The 13,394-nt window shown below is 68.5% G+C and carries 14 protein-coding genes; 8 read left to right on the forward strand and 6 right to left on the reverse strand.

What is annotated here, in order from left to right; genetic code table 11:
• The first annotated feature begins 51 nt into the window (after positions 1-51).
• Positions 52-972 carry a LysR substrate-binding domain-containing protein gene (locus AC1DXX_RS12835; RefSeq protein ID WP_478134584.1) on the forward strand — a complete coding sequence of 307 codons (921 nt, stop codon included), beginning with the start codon at positions 52-54 and terminating at the stop codon, positions 970-972.
• A 12-nt stretch (positions 973-984) separates the two neighbouring features.
• Here AC1DXX_RS12835 and AC1DXX_RS12840 read toward each other — a convergent pair whose 3' ends face one another.
• From AC1DXX_RS12840 to AC1DXX_RS12850, 3 genes are all read right to left on the reverse strand, one after another.
• On the reverse strand, positions 985-1,632 hold the full coding sequence (locus tag AC1DXX_RS12840) for a hypothetical protein (protein ID WP_478134585.1): 648 nt from the start codon (positions 1,630-1,632) through the stop codon (positions 985-987).
• A 156-nt stretch (positions 1,633-1,788) separates the two neighbouring features.
• A complete protein-coding gene (locus AC1DXX_RS12845; protein ID WP_478134586.1) occupies positions 1,789-2,793 on the reverse strand; it encodes a response regulator in 1,005 nt (334 codons plus the stop codon).
• 17 nt (positions 2,794-2,810) lie between these two features.
• Entirely contained in the window at positions 2,811-6,404 is a 3,594-nt protein-coding gene (locus AC1DXX_RS12850) for a hybrid sensor histidine kinase/response regulator (RefSeq protein ID WP_478134587.1), read from the reverse strand.
• Positions 6,405-6,508: 104 nt separating this feature from the next.
• Between AC1DXX_RS12850 and AC1DXX_RS12855 the strand changes: the two genes are divergently transcribed.
• The 7 genes from AC1DXX_RS12855 (at position 6,509) to ureG (ending at position 11,845) form a co-directional block, all read left to right on the forward strand.
• Positions 6,509-6,811, forward strand: a complete 303-nt coding sequence (locus AC1DXX_RS12855) for an urease subunit gamma (protein ID WP_478134588.1) — start codon at positions 6,509-6,511, stop codon at positions 6,809-6,811.
• A 23-nt stretch (positions 6,812-6,834) separates the two neighbouring features.
• Positions 6,835-7,434 carry a HupE/UreJ family protein gene (locus AC1DXX_RS12860; RefSeq protein ID WP_478134589.1) on the forward strand — a complete coding sequence of 200 codons (600 nt, stop codon included), beginning with the start codon at positions 6,835-6,837 and terminating at the stop codon, positions 7,432-7,434.
• Between the two features lie 10 nt (positions 7,435-7,444).
• Positions 7,445-7,750: an urease subunit beta gene (locus tag AC1DXX_RS12865; protein ID WP_176659352.1), complete on the forward strand. Its 306-nt coding sequence runs from the start codon at positions 7,445-7,447 to the stop codon at positions 7,748-7,750.
• A gap of 3 nt (positions 7,751-7,753) precedes the next feature.
• Entirely contained in the window at positions 7,754-9,472 is a 1,719-nt protein-coding gene (gene ureC, locus AC1DXX_RS12870; protein ID WP_478134590.1) for an urease subunit alpha, read from the forward strand.
• An 86-nt stretch (positions 9,473-9,558) separates the two neighbouring features.
• Complete coding sequence (gene ureE / locus AC1DXX_RS12875; protein ID WP_478134591.1) at positions 9,559-10,146, forward strand: urease accessory protein UreE; 588 nt, start codon at positions 9,559-9,561, stop codon at positions 10,144-10,146.
• 340 nt (positions 10,147-10,486) lie between these two features.
• The gene (locus tag AC1DXX_RS12880) at positions 10,487-11,176 is read left to right on the forward strand and encodes an urease accessory protein UreF (protein WP_478134592.1); all 690 of its coding nucleotides are present in this window, start codon (positions 10,487-10,489) and stop codon (positions 11,174-11,176) included.
• An 18-nt stretch (positions 11,177-11,194) separates the two neighbouring features.
• Entirely contained in the window at positions 11,195-11,845 is a 651-nt protein-coding gene (gene ureG / locus AC1DXX_RS12885; RefSeq protein WP_478134593.1) for an urease accessory protein UreG, read from the forward strand.
• A 21-nt stretch (positions 11,846-11,866) separates the two neighbouring features.
• On the opposite strand, the gene AC1DXX_RS12890 is transcribed toward ureG, so the two are convergent.
• The 3 genes from AC1DXX_RS12890 to AC1DXX_RS12900 all read right to left on the reverse strand — a co-directional run bounded on the left by AC1DXX_RS12890 (position 11,867) and on the right by AC1DXX_RS12900 (position 13,367).
• On the reverse strand, positions 11,867-12,391 hold the full coding sequence (locus AC1DXX_RS12890; protein WP_478134594.1) for a hypothetical protein: 525 nt from the start codon (positions 12,389-12,391) through the stop codon (positions 11,867-11,869).
• 73 nt (positions 12,392-12,464) lie between these two features.
• Positions 12,465-13,058 carry an ATP-binding protein gene (locus tag AC1DXX_RS12895; RefSeq protein WP_478134595.1) on the reverse strand — a complete coding sequence of 198 codons (594 nt, stop codon included), beginning with the start codon at positions 13,056-13,058 and terminating at the stop codon, positions 12,465-12,467.
• 15 nt (positions 13,059-13,073) lie between these two features.
• Positions 13,074-13,367, reverse strand: a complete 294-nt coding sequence (locus tag AC1DXX_RS12900) for a hypothetical protein (RefSeq protein ID WP_478134596.1) — start codon at positions 13,365-13,367, stop codon at positions 13,074-13,076.
• Positions 13,368-13,394: the final 27 nt, after the last annotated feature.

Below are 13,394 nucleotides of genomic sequence, written 5' to 3' on the forward strand. Positions count from 1 at the left end.
TTACCCAGCTCCAGATACTCAACCGATAAATAAACTTATCGGTCTTCATCGATGCGATTCGCCGAAATCGAGACGTTCCGGGCCCTGATGCGCAGCAGCTCCACCCGCAAGGCCGCCGCCTTGCTGCACGTGACGCAGCCCGCCATCAGCCAGTCGCTCAAGCGGCTCGAGGCACAGGCGGGAATGCTGCTGTTCCAGCGTACCGGGGGCCGCCTGGTGCCCACGCCCGAGGCGCGCGCGCTGTGGGTCGAGGTGGAGCGCGTGTTCATCGGCATGGATGCCATCGAGCATCGCGTGCGCAGCCTGCGCGACTTCGGCGTCACACAGCTCGAGCTCAGCTGCTTTCCGGCCTACGGCCTCGGCTTCATGCCGCGCGCGCTGGCCCGGCTGAAGGCGCACCGCGGCGCGAGCCCCTGGCCGCAGGTGTCGCTGCAGGTGCTGAGCTCCAAGGACGTGCGCGACCGGGTGGCCATGGGCATTTCCGACTTCGGCCTGATGGCCGACGAACTCTCGCTCGAAGGCATCGACCACTCGACCTTCTCGCGCTTTCCCGGGGTGGTGGTGATGCCCGAGGGCCATGCGCTGGCACGCTTCAAGACCATCAAGCCGGAGCAGTTGGCAGAAGCGCCCTTCCTCTCGCTCAATCCCGAAGACCCTTCGCACCAGCGGCTCGAAGCCGCGCTGGCGCCGTACGGCGTGGCGCTTCGCGTGCTGGTGCAGACGCCCTATGCGGCCAGCGTGTGCGAGATGGCGCTGCGCGGCCTGGGCGTGGGCCTGGTCAACCCGATCACCGCGCTCGACTACGCGGAGCGCGGGCTGGTGGTGCGCCGGTTCTCCATCGATGTGTCCTTCACCTGCCTGCTGGCCTTGCCGGCCGGCAAGGTGCTCTCGGCCACGGCGCGGGATTTTCTTTCGCTCATGCGCCTGCAACTGGCCGAGGACGAGAAGCGGATGCAGCGCTACCTGCGCTAAGCGCGGCGCGCCTCACTTCCAGGTGAATTCGTGATTCAGGCCGATCACGAAGCCACGCACGCTCCGCTCGCCCGGAGGCTTGGTGCGCGAAGCGCTGACATCCACGCTGATCAGCGGCGTGAGGCTGAAGCGCCCGCCAACGCGCGACGTCCAGACACCCGACGCGCGATTGCGCTCCGCGATGAGCGACACGGTGTCGTTGATGGCCCATTCGACGGCCGCCCCGCCACGCGGTGTACGCAGGCCGGTACCGAGCGCCCAGTCGGCGCCGAGGTTGGCGTGGACCTGCAGGCTGCCGGTCGGGCGCCAGGTCACCGGCACGACGAACTGCCCGCCCATGCGGCCGCCGCGCTTCAGATCGGACACGGTGCCCATCGACAGGGCAGCGCTGAAGGGCGCGTCCCCCGCCTGCCCCAGGAAGGTCCACTTGAGCTGCGGCCCGCCGGTCACCGAGTGAACGCCCTGCACCGAGAGCCGGTCGAAGTTCAGCCCCAGCTCGACGGGGCCGACCCGGCAGGCCGGCCCGACGTGAAAGCCCGTGACCGGTTCGGTGCCGGTGCGGCCCCACCAGGTTTCGTACTGGCATTGGCCGGGGTCGAGCGTGCCGGCATCGTCGACGTCGAAATGGCCGGCAGCCTGCGCGCCCATGCTCGAAAGCACGCAGAGAGGCGCGAGCAGCCAGCCGTGTGCCGGTGGTCGACTTGTCGTTGTCCGCCTGTTTTTCTTCATCGCGCGCATCCCCAAGGGCCCTCGAGCCATTCTAGGGACACGGGAAGTCGGCGCGGTGACGCGGTGACGCGGCGGCGCCGCGAGGACTCAGATCTCGAACTGGGGCTGCAGCTCTCGAATGCGCTTGATCGCCACGCCCGCAGCGGCCGTGCGCGTTTCGACGCCGAGCTTCACGTACACCCGCTCCAGGTGCTTCTTGGCCGTGGCCGGGCTGCTGCCCAGGATCTCGCCGATGTCCTTGTTGGTCTTGCCCTTGACCACCCAGTACAGCACCTCGGCCTCGCGCGCCGTGAGCTTGAGGCTCAGGCTCATCGCCTCGATCACCGCGGTGTCCGACACCTCGCGCATGACGATCATCCACTCGTCGCCGTCGTCGTCGTGGCCGGTCTGCTGGTGCAGGCGCAGCGTGAGGCTGCTCGCGCCCTGGACGATCGACAGCGCGGGCGGCTCGATGCCGCGCTGCCGGGCATCGGGCGCGTGGCGCAGCAGCCATTCGAGCACGGCGGGTGGTGTCTCGGGTGCACGCGTTTCGCAATAGCGCAGCAGCAAGTCGCGCGCCAGCGCCGTCTGCCAGATCAGCCGGCCCTCCGGCAGCCGCACGGTGATGCTCGCGTAGCCGAAGGCATCGAGCGCGTTGCGTGCCTGGCCGGCCTGCCGCGCATCCTGCCGGGCACGGCGCGCGCCCTGCAGGTGCACGTTCATGCGCGCCAACACCTCCTTCGGCTTGATGGGCTTGGTGACGTAGTCCACGCCGCCGGCTTCGAGCGCGGCCACGAGGTGCTCGGTTTCGGTCAGGCCGGTCATGAACACGATGGGAATGTGCGCCGTCGCGGCATCGGCCTTGAGCCGGCGCGCCACCTCGAAGCCGTCGATGCCCGGCATCATCGCGTCGAGCAGCACGATGTCGGGCCGCGCCTGCGCGGCGCGCTGCAGCGCCTGCTCGCCGTTGGTGGCGATCAGCACGGTGTAGCCCGACTCGTCGAGCGCGTCGTGCAGCACCGCGAGGTTGTCGGGCACGTCGTCGACGATCAGCACGAGATCGCTGTTGACGCCCTGGTCGCGCAGCGTTCTGGCGAGGGGCGATGTTTCCATCGGGGGAGGTGTCGAGGTCATGGCGCACTCACCGCTTCGGCCAGCGCCCGGCTCATGGCTTCGAACTGGAACTGGCGCGCCAGCACGCGCTGCGCTTCGGTCCATGCCATGCACTCGGGCTGTTCGGTGTCGATGTCGTCGAGCTGGTTCATGATGCCGCGAAAGTAGCCCAGGCTCACCGCTTCGTCGAGGGCACGCAGGCGGTCTCGCGACGGCGCCTGCATCGTCTTCGGCGCGGCAACCGGCGGCAGCGCAGCGGCCGTGTCGGTCCACTTGAGGCCGAGCCGGCGCTCGAGCCAGTCGAGCAACTCGGTGTGGCGCACGGGCTTCACGAAGAAATCCTCCGGCACGATGCCCACGTCATTGTCCAGCCCCTTGTCGAAGGCATTGGCCGAGACGATGGCCACGGCCGCATCGGCCAGGCCGAGCTTGCGCGCGCGGCGGATCGTCTCCCAGCCGTCGATGCCCGGCATCGCGAGGTCGACGAACATCGCATCGGGCCGGTAACCCGCGGCGACGAGATCGAGCGCATCGTGGCCGCTCGCGGCGGTGCGCAGCTCGAAGCCGAGCGGCGCGAGCACATGGTCGAGCAGGTCGCGGTCGGCCTCCTCGTTGTCGACCACCAGCAGGCGGCGGCGCGGTCCCTCGTAGCCGCGCCGCGCGCGTGCCACCGGCACCGGCCGGCTGGCGCCCGCCGCCGTGTCGTGCACCCGCGGCAGGAAGAGCCGCACGCAGAACAGCGAGCCTTCGCCCGGCGTGCTGCTCACCTTCATCTCGCCGCCCATCAGGTCGGTCAGCATCTTGGCGATGGTGAGGCCCAGGCCCGCCCCCGGGGCCGACGAGGCGGCCGCGTTGCCGCGTGCGAAAGGCTCGAAGATGCGCTCGATGTCTTCGGCCGTCATGCCCGGCCCCGTGTCCTCGATCTCGATGGCCGCGAACTCGCGCGCATAGGCGAGCCGCAGCGTGACCTGCCCCGCGGCGGTGAACTTGATCGCGTTGCCCAGCAGGTTGATGAGGATCTGGCCCACCCGCTTCTCGTCGGCGCGCACCACCTCGGGCAGGGCGCCGGCCGCCTCGAAGCGGAACTGCAGGCCTTTCTCCGCCGCCTGCAGCTCGAACATGTCGGCCAGCTCGCGCACCGTGTCGGCAAAGCGCATCGGCCGCGCATGCAGCGTGAGCTTGCCGGCCTCGATGTGCGCGATGGCCAGCGTGCCCTCGATGAGCGAGAGCAGGTGCTCGCCGCCGCGCTTGATCACCGCCACGGCCTGCTGGCGGTGCGGCGGCACCGAGTGGTCTTCGCCCATCAACTGCGCATAGCCGAGGATGCTGTTGAGCGGCGTGCGCAACTCGTGGCTGATGGCGCTGATGTAGCGGCTCTTGGCCTGGTTGGCCTGGTCGGCGGCGCGCTGGGCCTGCTCGGCCACCGCCCTCGCCTCTTCCGCGGTCTGCTTCGCGGCCTGCAGTGCGCGGTCGGTCTCGCGGTGCAGCGCGATCTCGCGCACCAGCAGATGCGTCTGCCGGTTCGACTCTTCCTGGGCGACCTTGCGGCTCTGGTGCGCGAGCACCAGCCACCAGGCGACGATGCCCGCGATGACGAGCAGCGCCATGTAGGCCTTGAGAAAGCCCGAGCGCAACGCGGACTGCTGCACGCCCGCCCATGCCTGCGATGCGTCGGCCTGCGCGGCGAGCTCCACCGCGCTTTCGGCGAACGCGCGCAGCTCCTGCTGGTACAGCACGCCGAACACCACGGCGAGCAGCGGCACGATGATCAGCATCAGCAGCAGGAAGTGCCCGAGCCCCGTGTCGAGATAGCGCCAGCTGCGGCGCGGCAGCAGCCAGCGCAGCACAGCCGACCATTGCGCCGACAGGCTCGCATGCGGCTTGCACAGGTCGCCGCAGCGCGCATCGAGCGTGCAGCACAGCGAGCAGATCGCGCCCTGGTAGGCCGGGCAGTGCGCCATGTCCGGCCCTTCGTACTCGCGCTCGCAGATCACGCAGTGCTGCACCTTGAGGCGCTGGTAGCTGCCGCTTTCGTCCGACGCCACCCGCGCCCAGCGCACGGCGCGCGAACCTGCAGCCGGCGCGAAAGGAACGGCGCCGCTCGCATCGGAAGCCCGCGCCAGGTAGTACTTGCCGCCCGTCGCCCATGCCAGCAGCGGCGAGGCGACGAACGCCGTACCCAGCGCGATCAGCGCCGAGAAGGCCTGCGCCAGCGGCCCGAACACGCCCAGGTGCGCGGTGATCGACAGCACCGAGGCCAGCGCCATCGCGCCCACGCCCACCGGGTTGATGTCCCACAGGTGCGCGCGCTTGAACTCGATGCCCGGCGGCGAGAGCCCCAGCGGCTTGTTGATGACCAGGTCGGCCACCACCGACATCATCCAGGCGATGGCGATGTTGGCGAACAGCCCGAGCACATCGCCCAGCGCCTCGAACACGTTCATCTCCATCAGCATGAAGGCGATCAACGCGTTGAACACCACCCACACCACGCGCCCGGGATGGCTGTGCGCCACGCGCGAGAAGAAATTGCTCCAGGCCAGCGACCCCGCATAGGCGTTGGTGACGTTGATCTTGAGCTGCGAGATCACCACGAACAGCGCCGTCGCGGCCACCGCCCAGCCGTAGTTCGGAAACACGTACTCGTAGGCCGCGAGGTACATCTGGTTCGGATCGACCGCACGCTCGACCGGCACCATGTGCGTGATGGCAAGGTAGGCCAACAGGGCGCCGCCCAGCATCTTGAGCACGCCGAGCACCACCCAGCCCGGGCCGCCGGCCAGCACGCCGGACCACCAGCGCCGCCCGGTGGTGGCGGTGCGCGCAGGCATGAAGCGCAGGTAGTCGGCCTGCTCCCCCATCTGGGTGATCAGCGCGATGCCGACCGTCAGCGCGGCGCCAAACAGGTGCAGATCGAAGCCCTTGGCACCCGCCTTGACCCCGTTGTAGTGCACGATGCCTGCAAATGCACCAGGATCGCGCACGAGCACGAAGACGAAAGGCACCACCAGCATCACCAGCCACAGCGGCTGTGTCCACAGCTGCAGCCGGCTGATGGCCGACACGCCGTGCGTGACCAGCGGAATCACCACCAGCGCGCACACCAGGTACCCCCAGACCGGCCGAATGCCGAGCGCCAGCTCCAGCGCGTAGGCCATCACGGCCGCCTCGAGCGCGAAGAAGATGAAGGTGAACGAGGCGTAGATCAGCGAAGTCAGCGTCGAGCCGATGTAGCCGAAGCCCGCGCCGCGCGTGAGCAGGTCCATGTCGACGCCATAGCGCGCGGCGTACACGCTGATCGGCAGCCCCGCCAGGAAGATGATGAGCCCCGTGACCAGGATCGCCCAGAAGGCGTTGGCAAAGCCGTACTGCACCAGCAGCGTGGCGCCCACGGCTTCGAGGATGAGGAACGATGCCGCCCCGAAAGCCGTGTTGGCCACCCGCCATTCGGACCACTTGCGAAAGCGCTGCGGCGTGTAGCGCAGCGCGTAGTCTTCGAGCGTTTCGCTCGCGACCCAGCTGTTGTAGTCGCGCCGGACCTTGACGATGCGCTGGGGGGCATCATCCGGGGTGGCGGCCGTGTCTGTGGGATTCACACCGTTTCGGTGCATCTTTCGTGCCATCCGTACGGCTTTTGGCGAACAGGGCACGACTGTTGCAAAGAGGAAGCCCTGCCCATAATGGCCGACTCCCCCAGCCACCTGATGCCGCTCCCATGGAACTGACCCCGCGCGAAAAAGACAAGCTGCTGATCTTCACCGCGGCGCTGCTCGCCGAACGCCGCAAGGCGCGCGGCCTGAAGCTCAACTACCCCGAAGCCATCGCCCTGATCTCCGCCGCCGTGATGGAAGGCGCTCGCGACGGCAAGAGCGTCGCGGCGCTGATGAGCGAGGGCCGCACGGTCCTCACCCGTGCGGACGTGATGGACGGCATCGCCGAGATGATTCCGGACATCCAGGTCGAAGCCACCTTTCCGGACGGGACCAAGCTGGTCACCGTCCATCAACCCATCGTCTGACCCGCCTCACAAAAAGAACCGTCATGCGCCACACCGCTTCCAAGACCCTTGCCCTGCTCGCCCTCCTGCTGCCGCTCGCGGCCGGCGCCCACACCGGCGTCGACGGCGGCGTGCACCACGGCTTCGCCACCGGCTTCCTGCATCCGCTGACCGGCGCCGACCACCTCGCCGCCATGGTCGCGGTCGGCTTCTGGAGCGCGCTGGCCGCGCGCCGCGCCTGGCCCGACCTGCTGTGGGCGCCGCTGGCCTTCGCCGGCATGCTGCTCGCGGGTGCGCTGATGGGGCTTGCCGGCGTGCAGCTGCCGGCCGTCGAGCCGATGATCGCGGCCTCGCTGCTGGTGCTGGGCCTGCTGGTGGCCACGCGCGCTCACCTGCCGGCGGCTGCCACCATGGCCGTGGTCGGCGTGTTCGCCATCTTCCACGGCGTGGCCCACGGCCATGAACTTGCCAGCGAAGAAGGTGCCGCGCTCACGCTGGCCGGCATGGTCGGCGCCACCGTGCTGCTGCACCTCGCAGGCATGGCGTTCGGCTGGGCCCTGCGCCATGCCAATGCCTGGCTGCCGCGCCTGGCTGGCGCTGCGGTCGTCGGCCTGGGTGCGACGCTGCTGGCACAGGCCATCTGAGAGGGCCGCCATGATCCCCGGCGAACTCCTCACCGACGACGGCGACCACACGCTCAACCCCGGCCGCCGCACCCTCACGCTGGTGGTGCAGAACACGGCCGACCGGCCGATCCAGGTCGGCTCGCACTATCACTTCGCCGAGACCAACGGCGCGCTCGGCTTCGACCGCGAAGCGGCGCGCGGCATGCGCCTGAACATCGCCTCGGGCGCCGCGGTGCGCTTCGAGCCGGGCCAGCAGCGCACGGTCGAGCTGGTCGACTTCTCGGGCGATCGCATCGTCTACGGCTTTCGCGGCCTGGTTCAAGGAAAGCTCTAAAACATGGCCACCATCGGGCGACGCGCCTATGCAGAAATCTTCGGCCCCACCGTGGGCGACCGGGTTCGTCTCGCAGACACCGACTTGCTGATCGAGGTCGAAGCCGACTACACGCTGCGCGCCGGCGGCTACGGCGAAGAAGTGAAGTTTGGTGGCGGCAAGACGATCCGCGACGGCATGGCGCAATCGCAACGCACCCGCGCGCAGGGCGCCGTCGACACCGTGCTGACCAACGCACTGATCCTCGACCACTGGGGCATCGTGAAGGCCGACATCGGCCTGAAGGACGGCCGCATCGCCGCCATCGGCAAGGCCGGCAACCCCGACGTGCAGCCGGGCGTCGACATCGTCATCGGCCCGGGCACCGAGATCATCAGCTGCGAAGGCAACATCGTCACCGCCGGCGGCATCGACAGCCACATCCACTTCATCTGCCCGCAGCAGATCGAGGAGGCGCTGTCTTCCGGCATCACCACCATGCTCGGCGGCGGCACCGGCCCCGCCACCGGCACCTTCGCGACCACGGCCACGCCCGGCCCCTGGCACATCGAGCGCATGCTGCAGGCGGCCGACGCGTTCCCCATGAACCTGGGCTTCCTCGGCAAGGGCAATGCGAGCCTGCCGGACGCGCTGCACGAGCAGATCGAGGCCGGCGTCATGGGCCTCAAGCTGCATGAAGACTGGGGCACCACGCCCGCGGCCATCAGCAACTGCCTCGACGTGGCCGATGCCACCGACACCCAGGTGGCGATCCACAGCGACACGCTCAACGAATCGGGCTTTGTCGAAAACACCATCGCTGCCGTGGGCGGCCGCGCGATCTGCGCCTTCCACACCGAAGGCGCAGGCGGCGGGCATGCGCCCGACATCCTGCGCGTGGTGGGCGAGGCCAACTTCCTGCCCTCCTCCACCAACCCCACGATGCCCTACACCGTGAACACGCTCGACGAGCACGTCGACATGCTCATGGTGTGCCACCACCTCGACGCCGGCATCGCCGAAGACCTGGCCTTCGCCGAGTCGCGCATCCGCAAGGAAACCATCGCCGCCGAAGACGTGCTGCACGACCTCGGCGCGATCAGCATGTTCAGCTCCGACAGCCAGGCCATGGGCCGCGTCGGCGAGGTGATCATCCGCACTTGGCAGACCGCGCACAAGATGAAGCTGCAGCGCGGCACGCTGCCGGAAGACAGCGAGCGCAACGACAACTTCCGCGCCAGGCGCTACATCGCCAAGTACACGATCAACCCGGCCATCGCGCACGGCATCGCGCACGAGGTCGGCTCGCTCGAAGTCGGCAAGTGGGCCGACATCGTGATCTGGAAGCCGGCCTTCTTCGGCGTGAAGCCTTTCACCATCCTCAAGGGCGGCACCATCGCGATGGCCGCAATGGGCGACCCGAACGCATCGATCCCGACACCGCAGCCGGTGCATTTCCGGCCGATGTTCGGGGCGTACGGCGGCTCGTTGGCAAAGAGTTCGCTGACCTTCGTCTCGCAGGCCGGCCTGGCCTCGGGCATCAAGGAACGCTACGGTTTAGCCAAGAACCTCAGCGCGGTGAAGAACATCCGCAACGTGCGCAAGAAGGACCTGATCCACAACGGCTACACGCCGAAGATGGAGATCGATGCGCAGACCTATGCGGTGCGTGCGGACGGGCATCTGCTGACCTGCGAGCCGGCGAAGCTGCTGCCGATGGCGCAGCGGTATTTCCTGTTTTGAAGCGGGGTCAAGCGCCCGCTTGACAGGCTGCGTATCCTCGAAGGTATTCATCCTGTCATCCAGCGCCGCAGGCGCTCTATCGCACCATGCTCACCGCCAACAAACTCATGCCCCAGGGCCGCGGGCTTGCGCCCGTGCTGCTCAAACGCGCCGCCACCATCGAACTCGACTGGGACGTCCGCCAGAAAAGCCGCTTCGACGCCACCGACTCGCAAGGCCGGCAGATAGGCATCTTCCTGCCGCGCGGCACCGCCGTGCGCGGGGGCGACGTGCTGGTGGCCGAGGACGGCTCGCTGATCCGCGTCATCGCGGCGCCGCAGCCGGTGCTGCGCATCACGCATTGCACGGCCCACGGCACGCCGTTCGACCTGACGCGCGCGGCCTACCACCTCGGCAACCGGCATGTGCCGATCGAGCTCAAGCCCGACCACCTGAAGATCGAGCCCGACCATGTGCTGGCCGACATGCTGCGCTCGATGCACCTGATCGTGGTCGCGGTGGAAGAAGCCTTCGAGCCCGAGGGCGGCGCCTATGGATCGCACGAGCATTCGCGCGGCGGTGGCCACAGCCACGGCCACGCGCACGACCATGGCAAGAGCAAAAGCCCGAAGCCACTCGTGCTCGCACCGGAACTGCTCGACGACCATGAGCATTCGCACGGTCACTCGCACTGAAATGAAATCTTGCTTTTCGGTTCGATGCGGTAGGGGTCATTCGGGGCGCGCTCACGCCGACGGTGTGCTCTGCTCCGCGAATGTCCCCCGGCGCGGCCTAGGGCCGCATGCCTCCTCCTTTATTTCGCTGCGCAGAGCACACCATCGGCGTGATCGCTCAGAGCACTGGTTGATCGGCTCGCACAAGCGCTGCGTCCATCGTGCGCAGGGCACCGGGTGCTCCCCGCAGCGAAATAAAGGAGGAGCGAAGCGGGGGACATTCGCGGAGGGGAGTACCCGGTGGCCTGTGCACGCGCCCCGAACACACGCCCCCCAACACAACGCACGGTAGAAAGCTGACATGCCCGACCCGGCCGACACACCCGGCGCCCACAGTCTGCTGCAGCTCATCTGGCTGGCCTCCCCCGCCTTGCCGGTGGGTGGCTTCTCGTATTCGGAAGGCGTCGAGGCAGCGGTGGAATGGGCCGGTATCGATTCGGAGCCCAAGGCCGCCGAGTGGCTCGCCGACCAACTGCACCTGAGCTTCGCGCGCGGCGACCTCGCGCTGGTGGCGCAGGCCATCGCCGCCTGGCGCGCGGGCGATGCGCCGCGCATCCGCGCGCTCAACGACTGGGTCATGGCCACGCGCGAGTCGGCCGAATTCTTCCTGCAGACCGAGCAGATGGGCCGCTCCTTCGTCGAGTGGCTCAAGCTGCACCACACGGACACAGCCGAGGTCTTCGCGGACCTGCCTGCGAGCTACCCCGTGGCCTTCGCCTTCGCCCTGAGCCGCACCGGCGCCACGGTGCACGACGGCTGCCTGGCCTTCGCCTTCGGCTGGGCCGAAAACATGGTGGCCGCAGCCGTCAAGGCCGTGCCGCTGGGCCAGAGCGCGGGCCAGCGCATCCTGGCGAGGCTGGCGCGCGAAATCCCTGCCGCGGTCGCCCACGCGATGCGCCTCGGCGACGATGAGCGCCAGGCTTTTGCACCCCTGTTGGCTGTGTTGTCGGCACGCCATGAAACACAATACTCGCGCCTCTTTCGAAGCTGACCGAACCGGACAACGCCCATGACCTCCGCCCTGCACCACATTCCCAACCGCACCAAGAGACTTCCCCCGCTGCGCGTGGGCATCGGCGGCCCGGTCGGATCGGGCAAGACCACGCTGCTCGAAATGCTCTGCAAGGCGATGCGCGACAAGTACGACCTGGTCGCGATCACCAACGACATCTACACCAAGGAAGACCAGCGCCTGCTGACCGTGGCCGGTGCGCTGCCTGCCGAACGCATCATGGGCGTGGAAACCGGCGGCTGCCCGCACACCGCGATCCGCGAGGACGCCTCGATCAACCTCGAAGCCATCGACCGCATGCTCGAGGACTTTCCGGATGCCGACATCGTGTTCGTCGAATCGGGCGGCGACAACCTTGCGGCCACCTTCAGCCCCGAGCTGTCGGACCTCACGATCTACGTGATCGACGTGGCGGCCGGCGAGAAGATCCCGCGCAAGGGCGGCCCCGGCATCACGAAGAGCGACCTGTTCGTGATCAACAAGACCGATCTCGCACCCTACGTGGGCGCCAATCTCGACGTGATGGAGCAGGACACGCAGCGCATGCGCCGCCAGCGGCCCTACGTGATGACCAACCTCAAGACCCACACGGGCGTGGCCGAGGTGGTGGCTTTCATCGAGCAGCGCGGCATGCTCACGGCCGCCTGACGGGGCCTGCCGAAACGAAACTCAGAGTTCGCTGCCGTCCCTGAGCTGCCGCGCCTTGTAGACGAGGCGCACGCTCGCACGGCGCGGGTCGCTGACCTGCTGCACGTACACATCGGCATCGCCGCTCGTCCACGCGGCATAGGCGCTGCCCGGATCGCGCGACGCCAGTTCGTTGCCGAACACGCCGCGCCCCCACTGCACCAGTCGACCGAATGCCGCCGCGCCGCTGTCGGGCACGGCCTGCGCGGTTGCCACGAATTCGACGCGCCGCAGTTCCGAGGCCACGAAGAAGAAGGTCGGCTCGAACGACAGCCCCGCCATCTCGACCGGCGCAGCGCGCCAGCTGCCCAGCAAGCCGCCGGTCAGCCGCTGCGGGCGCTGCACGCGCTCCGCGGCCGGCAATGCCGCCTGCAATTCATCGGCCGTCATGCCGAGCCGCACGCCCGGCGGCAGGGCCTGCGCATGCAGCGTGCCGGCAGCGAAGACGGCGCTTGCAGCAAGCGCACGGAGAAGGGTCGATGGGGCAATGGATCGCACGTGGAGCATCGGGAAGGAAGGCGGCGGCACCGTGGGACCGCGAGTATGCCGCGGAGTTCCACCCTGCTGGGCCTCAAGTCCTTCAGGGCCCGATGCCACCCTCGCACAGCGGCAGCCGCAGCGTCAGGCCCAGCACGCCGCCGGCATCCGGCGCCGAATAGATGCGGCCACCATGGCGGCCGGCGATGCGCTCGCAAACCCGCGCGCTGGCCTGCGAGGCGGCGTCGAGCGCGTCAAAGAATCTTGCCAGCGGCGGCCGCACGTCCGCGGCGTCGAGGTCACGCCAATGAACGACCGCATGCGTGCCTTCCACCCGCGCACGGACCTGCAGGGTCGCGCCCGCGGACATCACGCTTGCCGCATGCGCCGTGACCTTGGAAAGCAGTTCGCACAGCTCCGCCCGGATGGCAAAGACCGGCACCGCCTCCGAGGGAAGCTGGATGTCGAAACGGATGCCGGCGGAATCCGGCGTGGCGCCGAGAAGCGGCCGCAGGTCCTGGACGCTGCTCGCCAGCATCTTCTGCCGCGCATCGTTTTTGGCCTGCTCCGCAATGCCGCGGGCTTGTGCCCCCGCCCTGAGGTTCGAGACCAGCAGAGCGCCCATCATGGCCAGCACGCCGGCAAGCCCGAGCAGGATGGCAATGGCGATGATCAGTCCGAGGTTGCCGGAATACATGTGTGCAATACCTCTTCAACGCGGCGCGGGCGCACGGAATTCCAGCGCGCCCGAAGCACCGCGCTCGCAGGTGCCCGACAAGGCATCCGCGCGCGGACCGGGCAACGCGGGTCGCGCGCCCTCGGCCTGTCCGTCGCAGACGTCCCAGGGTGCCGTGGGCGGTCTGCGCGGGTCGAAAGACATCGGCGGCGGCGGTCTCTCGCCGCGAAAACCCGGCGGCGGACCGTAGGGCATGGGCGGCGGAAGCACGATGCAGCCCGACAGGCTGGCAGCCGCCAGCACGCCCGCGAGGTGATGGATTCGGATCATTTTTTCTTGAAGCAACTCACAGCTTGA

It is taken from the genome of Variovorax sp. P4_B10 (genome assembly GCF_056402375.1).

What these genes read in the sequence shown, in the direction of transcription:
- AC1DXX_RS12890 (WP_478134594.1), bottom strand. Translation starts at nt 12,391, where the DNA reads ATGCTCCACGTGCGATCCATTGCCCCATCGACCCTTCTCCGTGCGCTT.
- AC1DXX_RS12845 (WP_478134586.1), bottom strand. Translation starts at nt 2,793, where the DNA reads ATGGAAACATCGCCCCTCGCCAGAACGCTGCGCGACCAGGGCGTCAAC.
- AC1DXX_RS12900 (WP_478134596.1), bottom strand. Translation starts at nt 13,367, where the DNA reads ATGATCCGAATCCATCACCTCGCGGGCGTGCTGGCGGCTGCCAGCCTG.
- AC1DXX_RS12850 (WP_478134587.1), bottom strand. Translation starts at nt 6,404, where the DNA reads ATGCACCGAAACGGTGTGAATCCCACAGACACGGCCGCCACCCCGGAT.
- AC1DXX_RS12835 (WP_478134584.1), top strand. Translation starts at nt 52, where the DNA reads ATGCGATTCGCCGAAATCGAGACGTTCCGGGCCCTGATGCGCAGCAGC.
- ureC (WP_478134590.1), top strand. Translation starts at nt 7,754, where the DNA reads ATGGCCACCATCGGGCGACGCGCCTATGCAGAAATCTTCGGCCCCACC.
- AC1DXX_RS12855 (WP_478134588.1), top strand. Translation starts at nt 6,509, where the DNA reads ATGGAACTGACCCCGCGCGAAAAAGACAAGCTGCTGATCTTCACCGCG.
- ureE (WP_478134591.1), top strand. Translation starts at nt 9,559, where the DNA reads ATGCTCACCGCCAACAAACTCATGCCCCAGGGCCGCGGGCTTGCGCCC.
- AC1DXX_RS12860 (WP_478134589.1), top strand. Translation starts at nt 6,835, where the DNA reads ATGCGCCACACCGCTTCCAAGACCCTTGCCCTGCTCGCCCTCCTGCTG.
- AC1DXX_RS12895 (WP_478134595.1), bottom strand. Translation starts at nt 13,058, where the DNA reads ATGTATTCCGGCAACCTCGGACTGATCATCGCCATTGCCATCCTGCTC.
- ureG (WP_478134593.1), top strand. Translation starts at nt 11,195, where the DNA reads ATGACCTCCGCCCTGCACCACATTCCCAACCGCACCAAGAGACTTCCC.
- AC1DXX_RS12880 (WP_478134592.1), top strand. Translation starts at nt 10,487, where the DNA reads ATGCCCGACCCGGCCGACACACCCGGCGCCCACAGTCTGCTGCAGCTC.
- AC1DXX_RS12865 (WP_176659352.1), top strand. Translation starts at nt 7,445, where the DNA reads ATGATCCCCGGCGAACTCCTCACCGACGACGGCGACCACACGCTCAAC.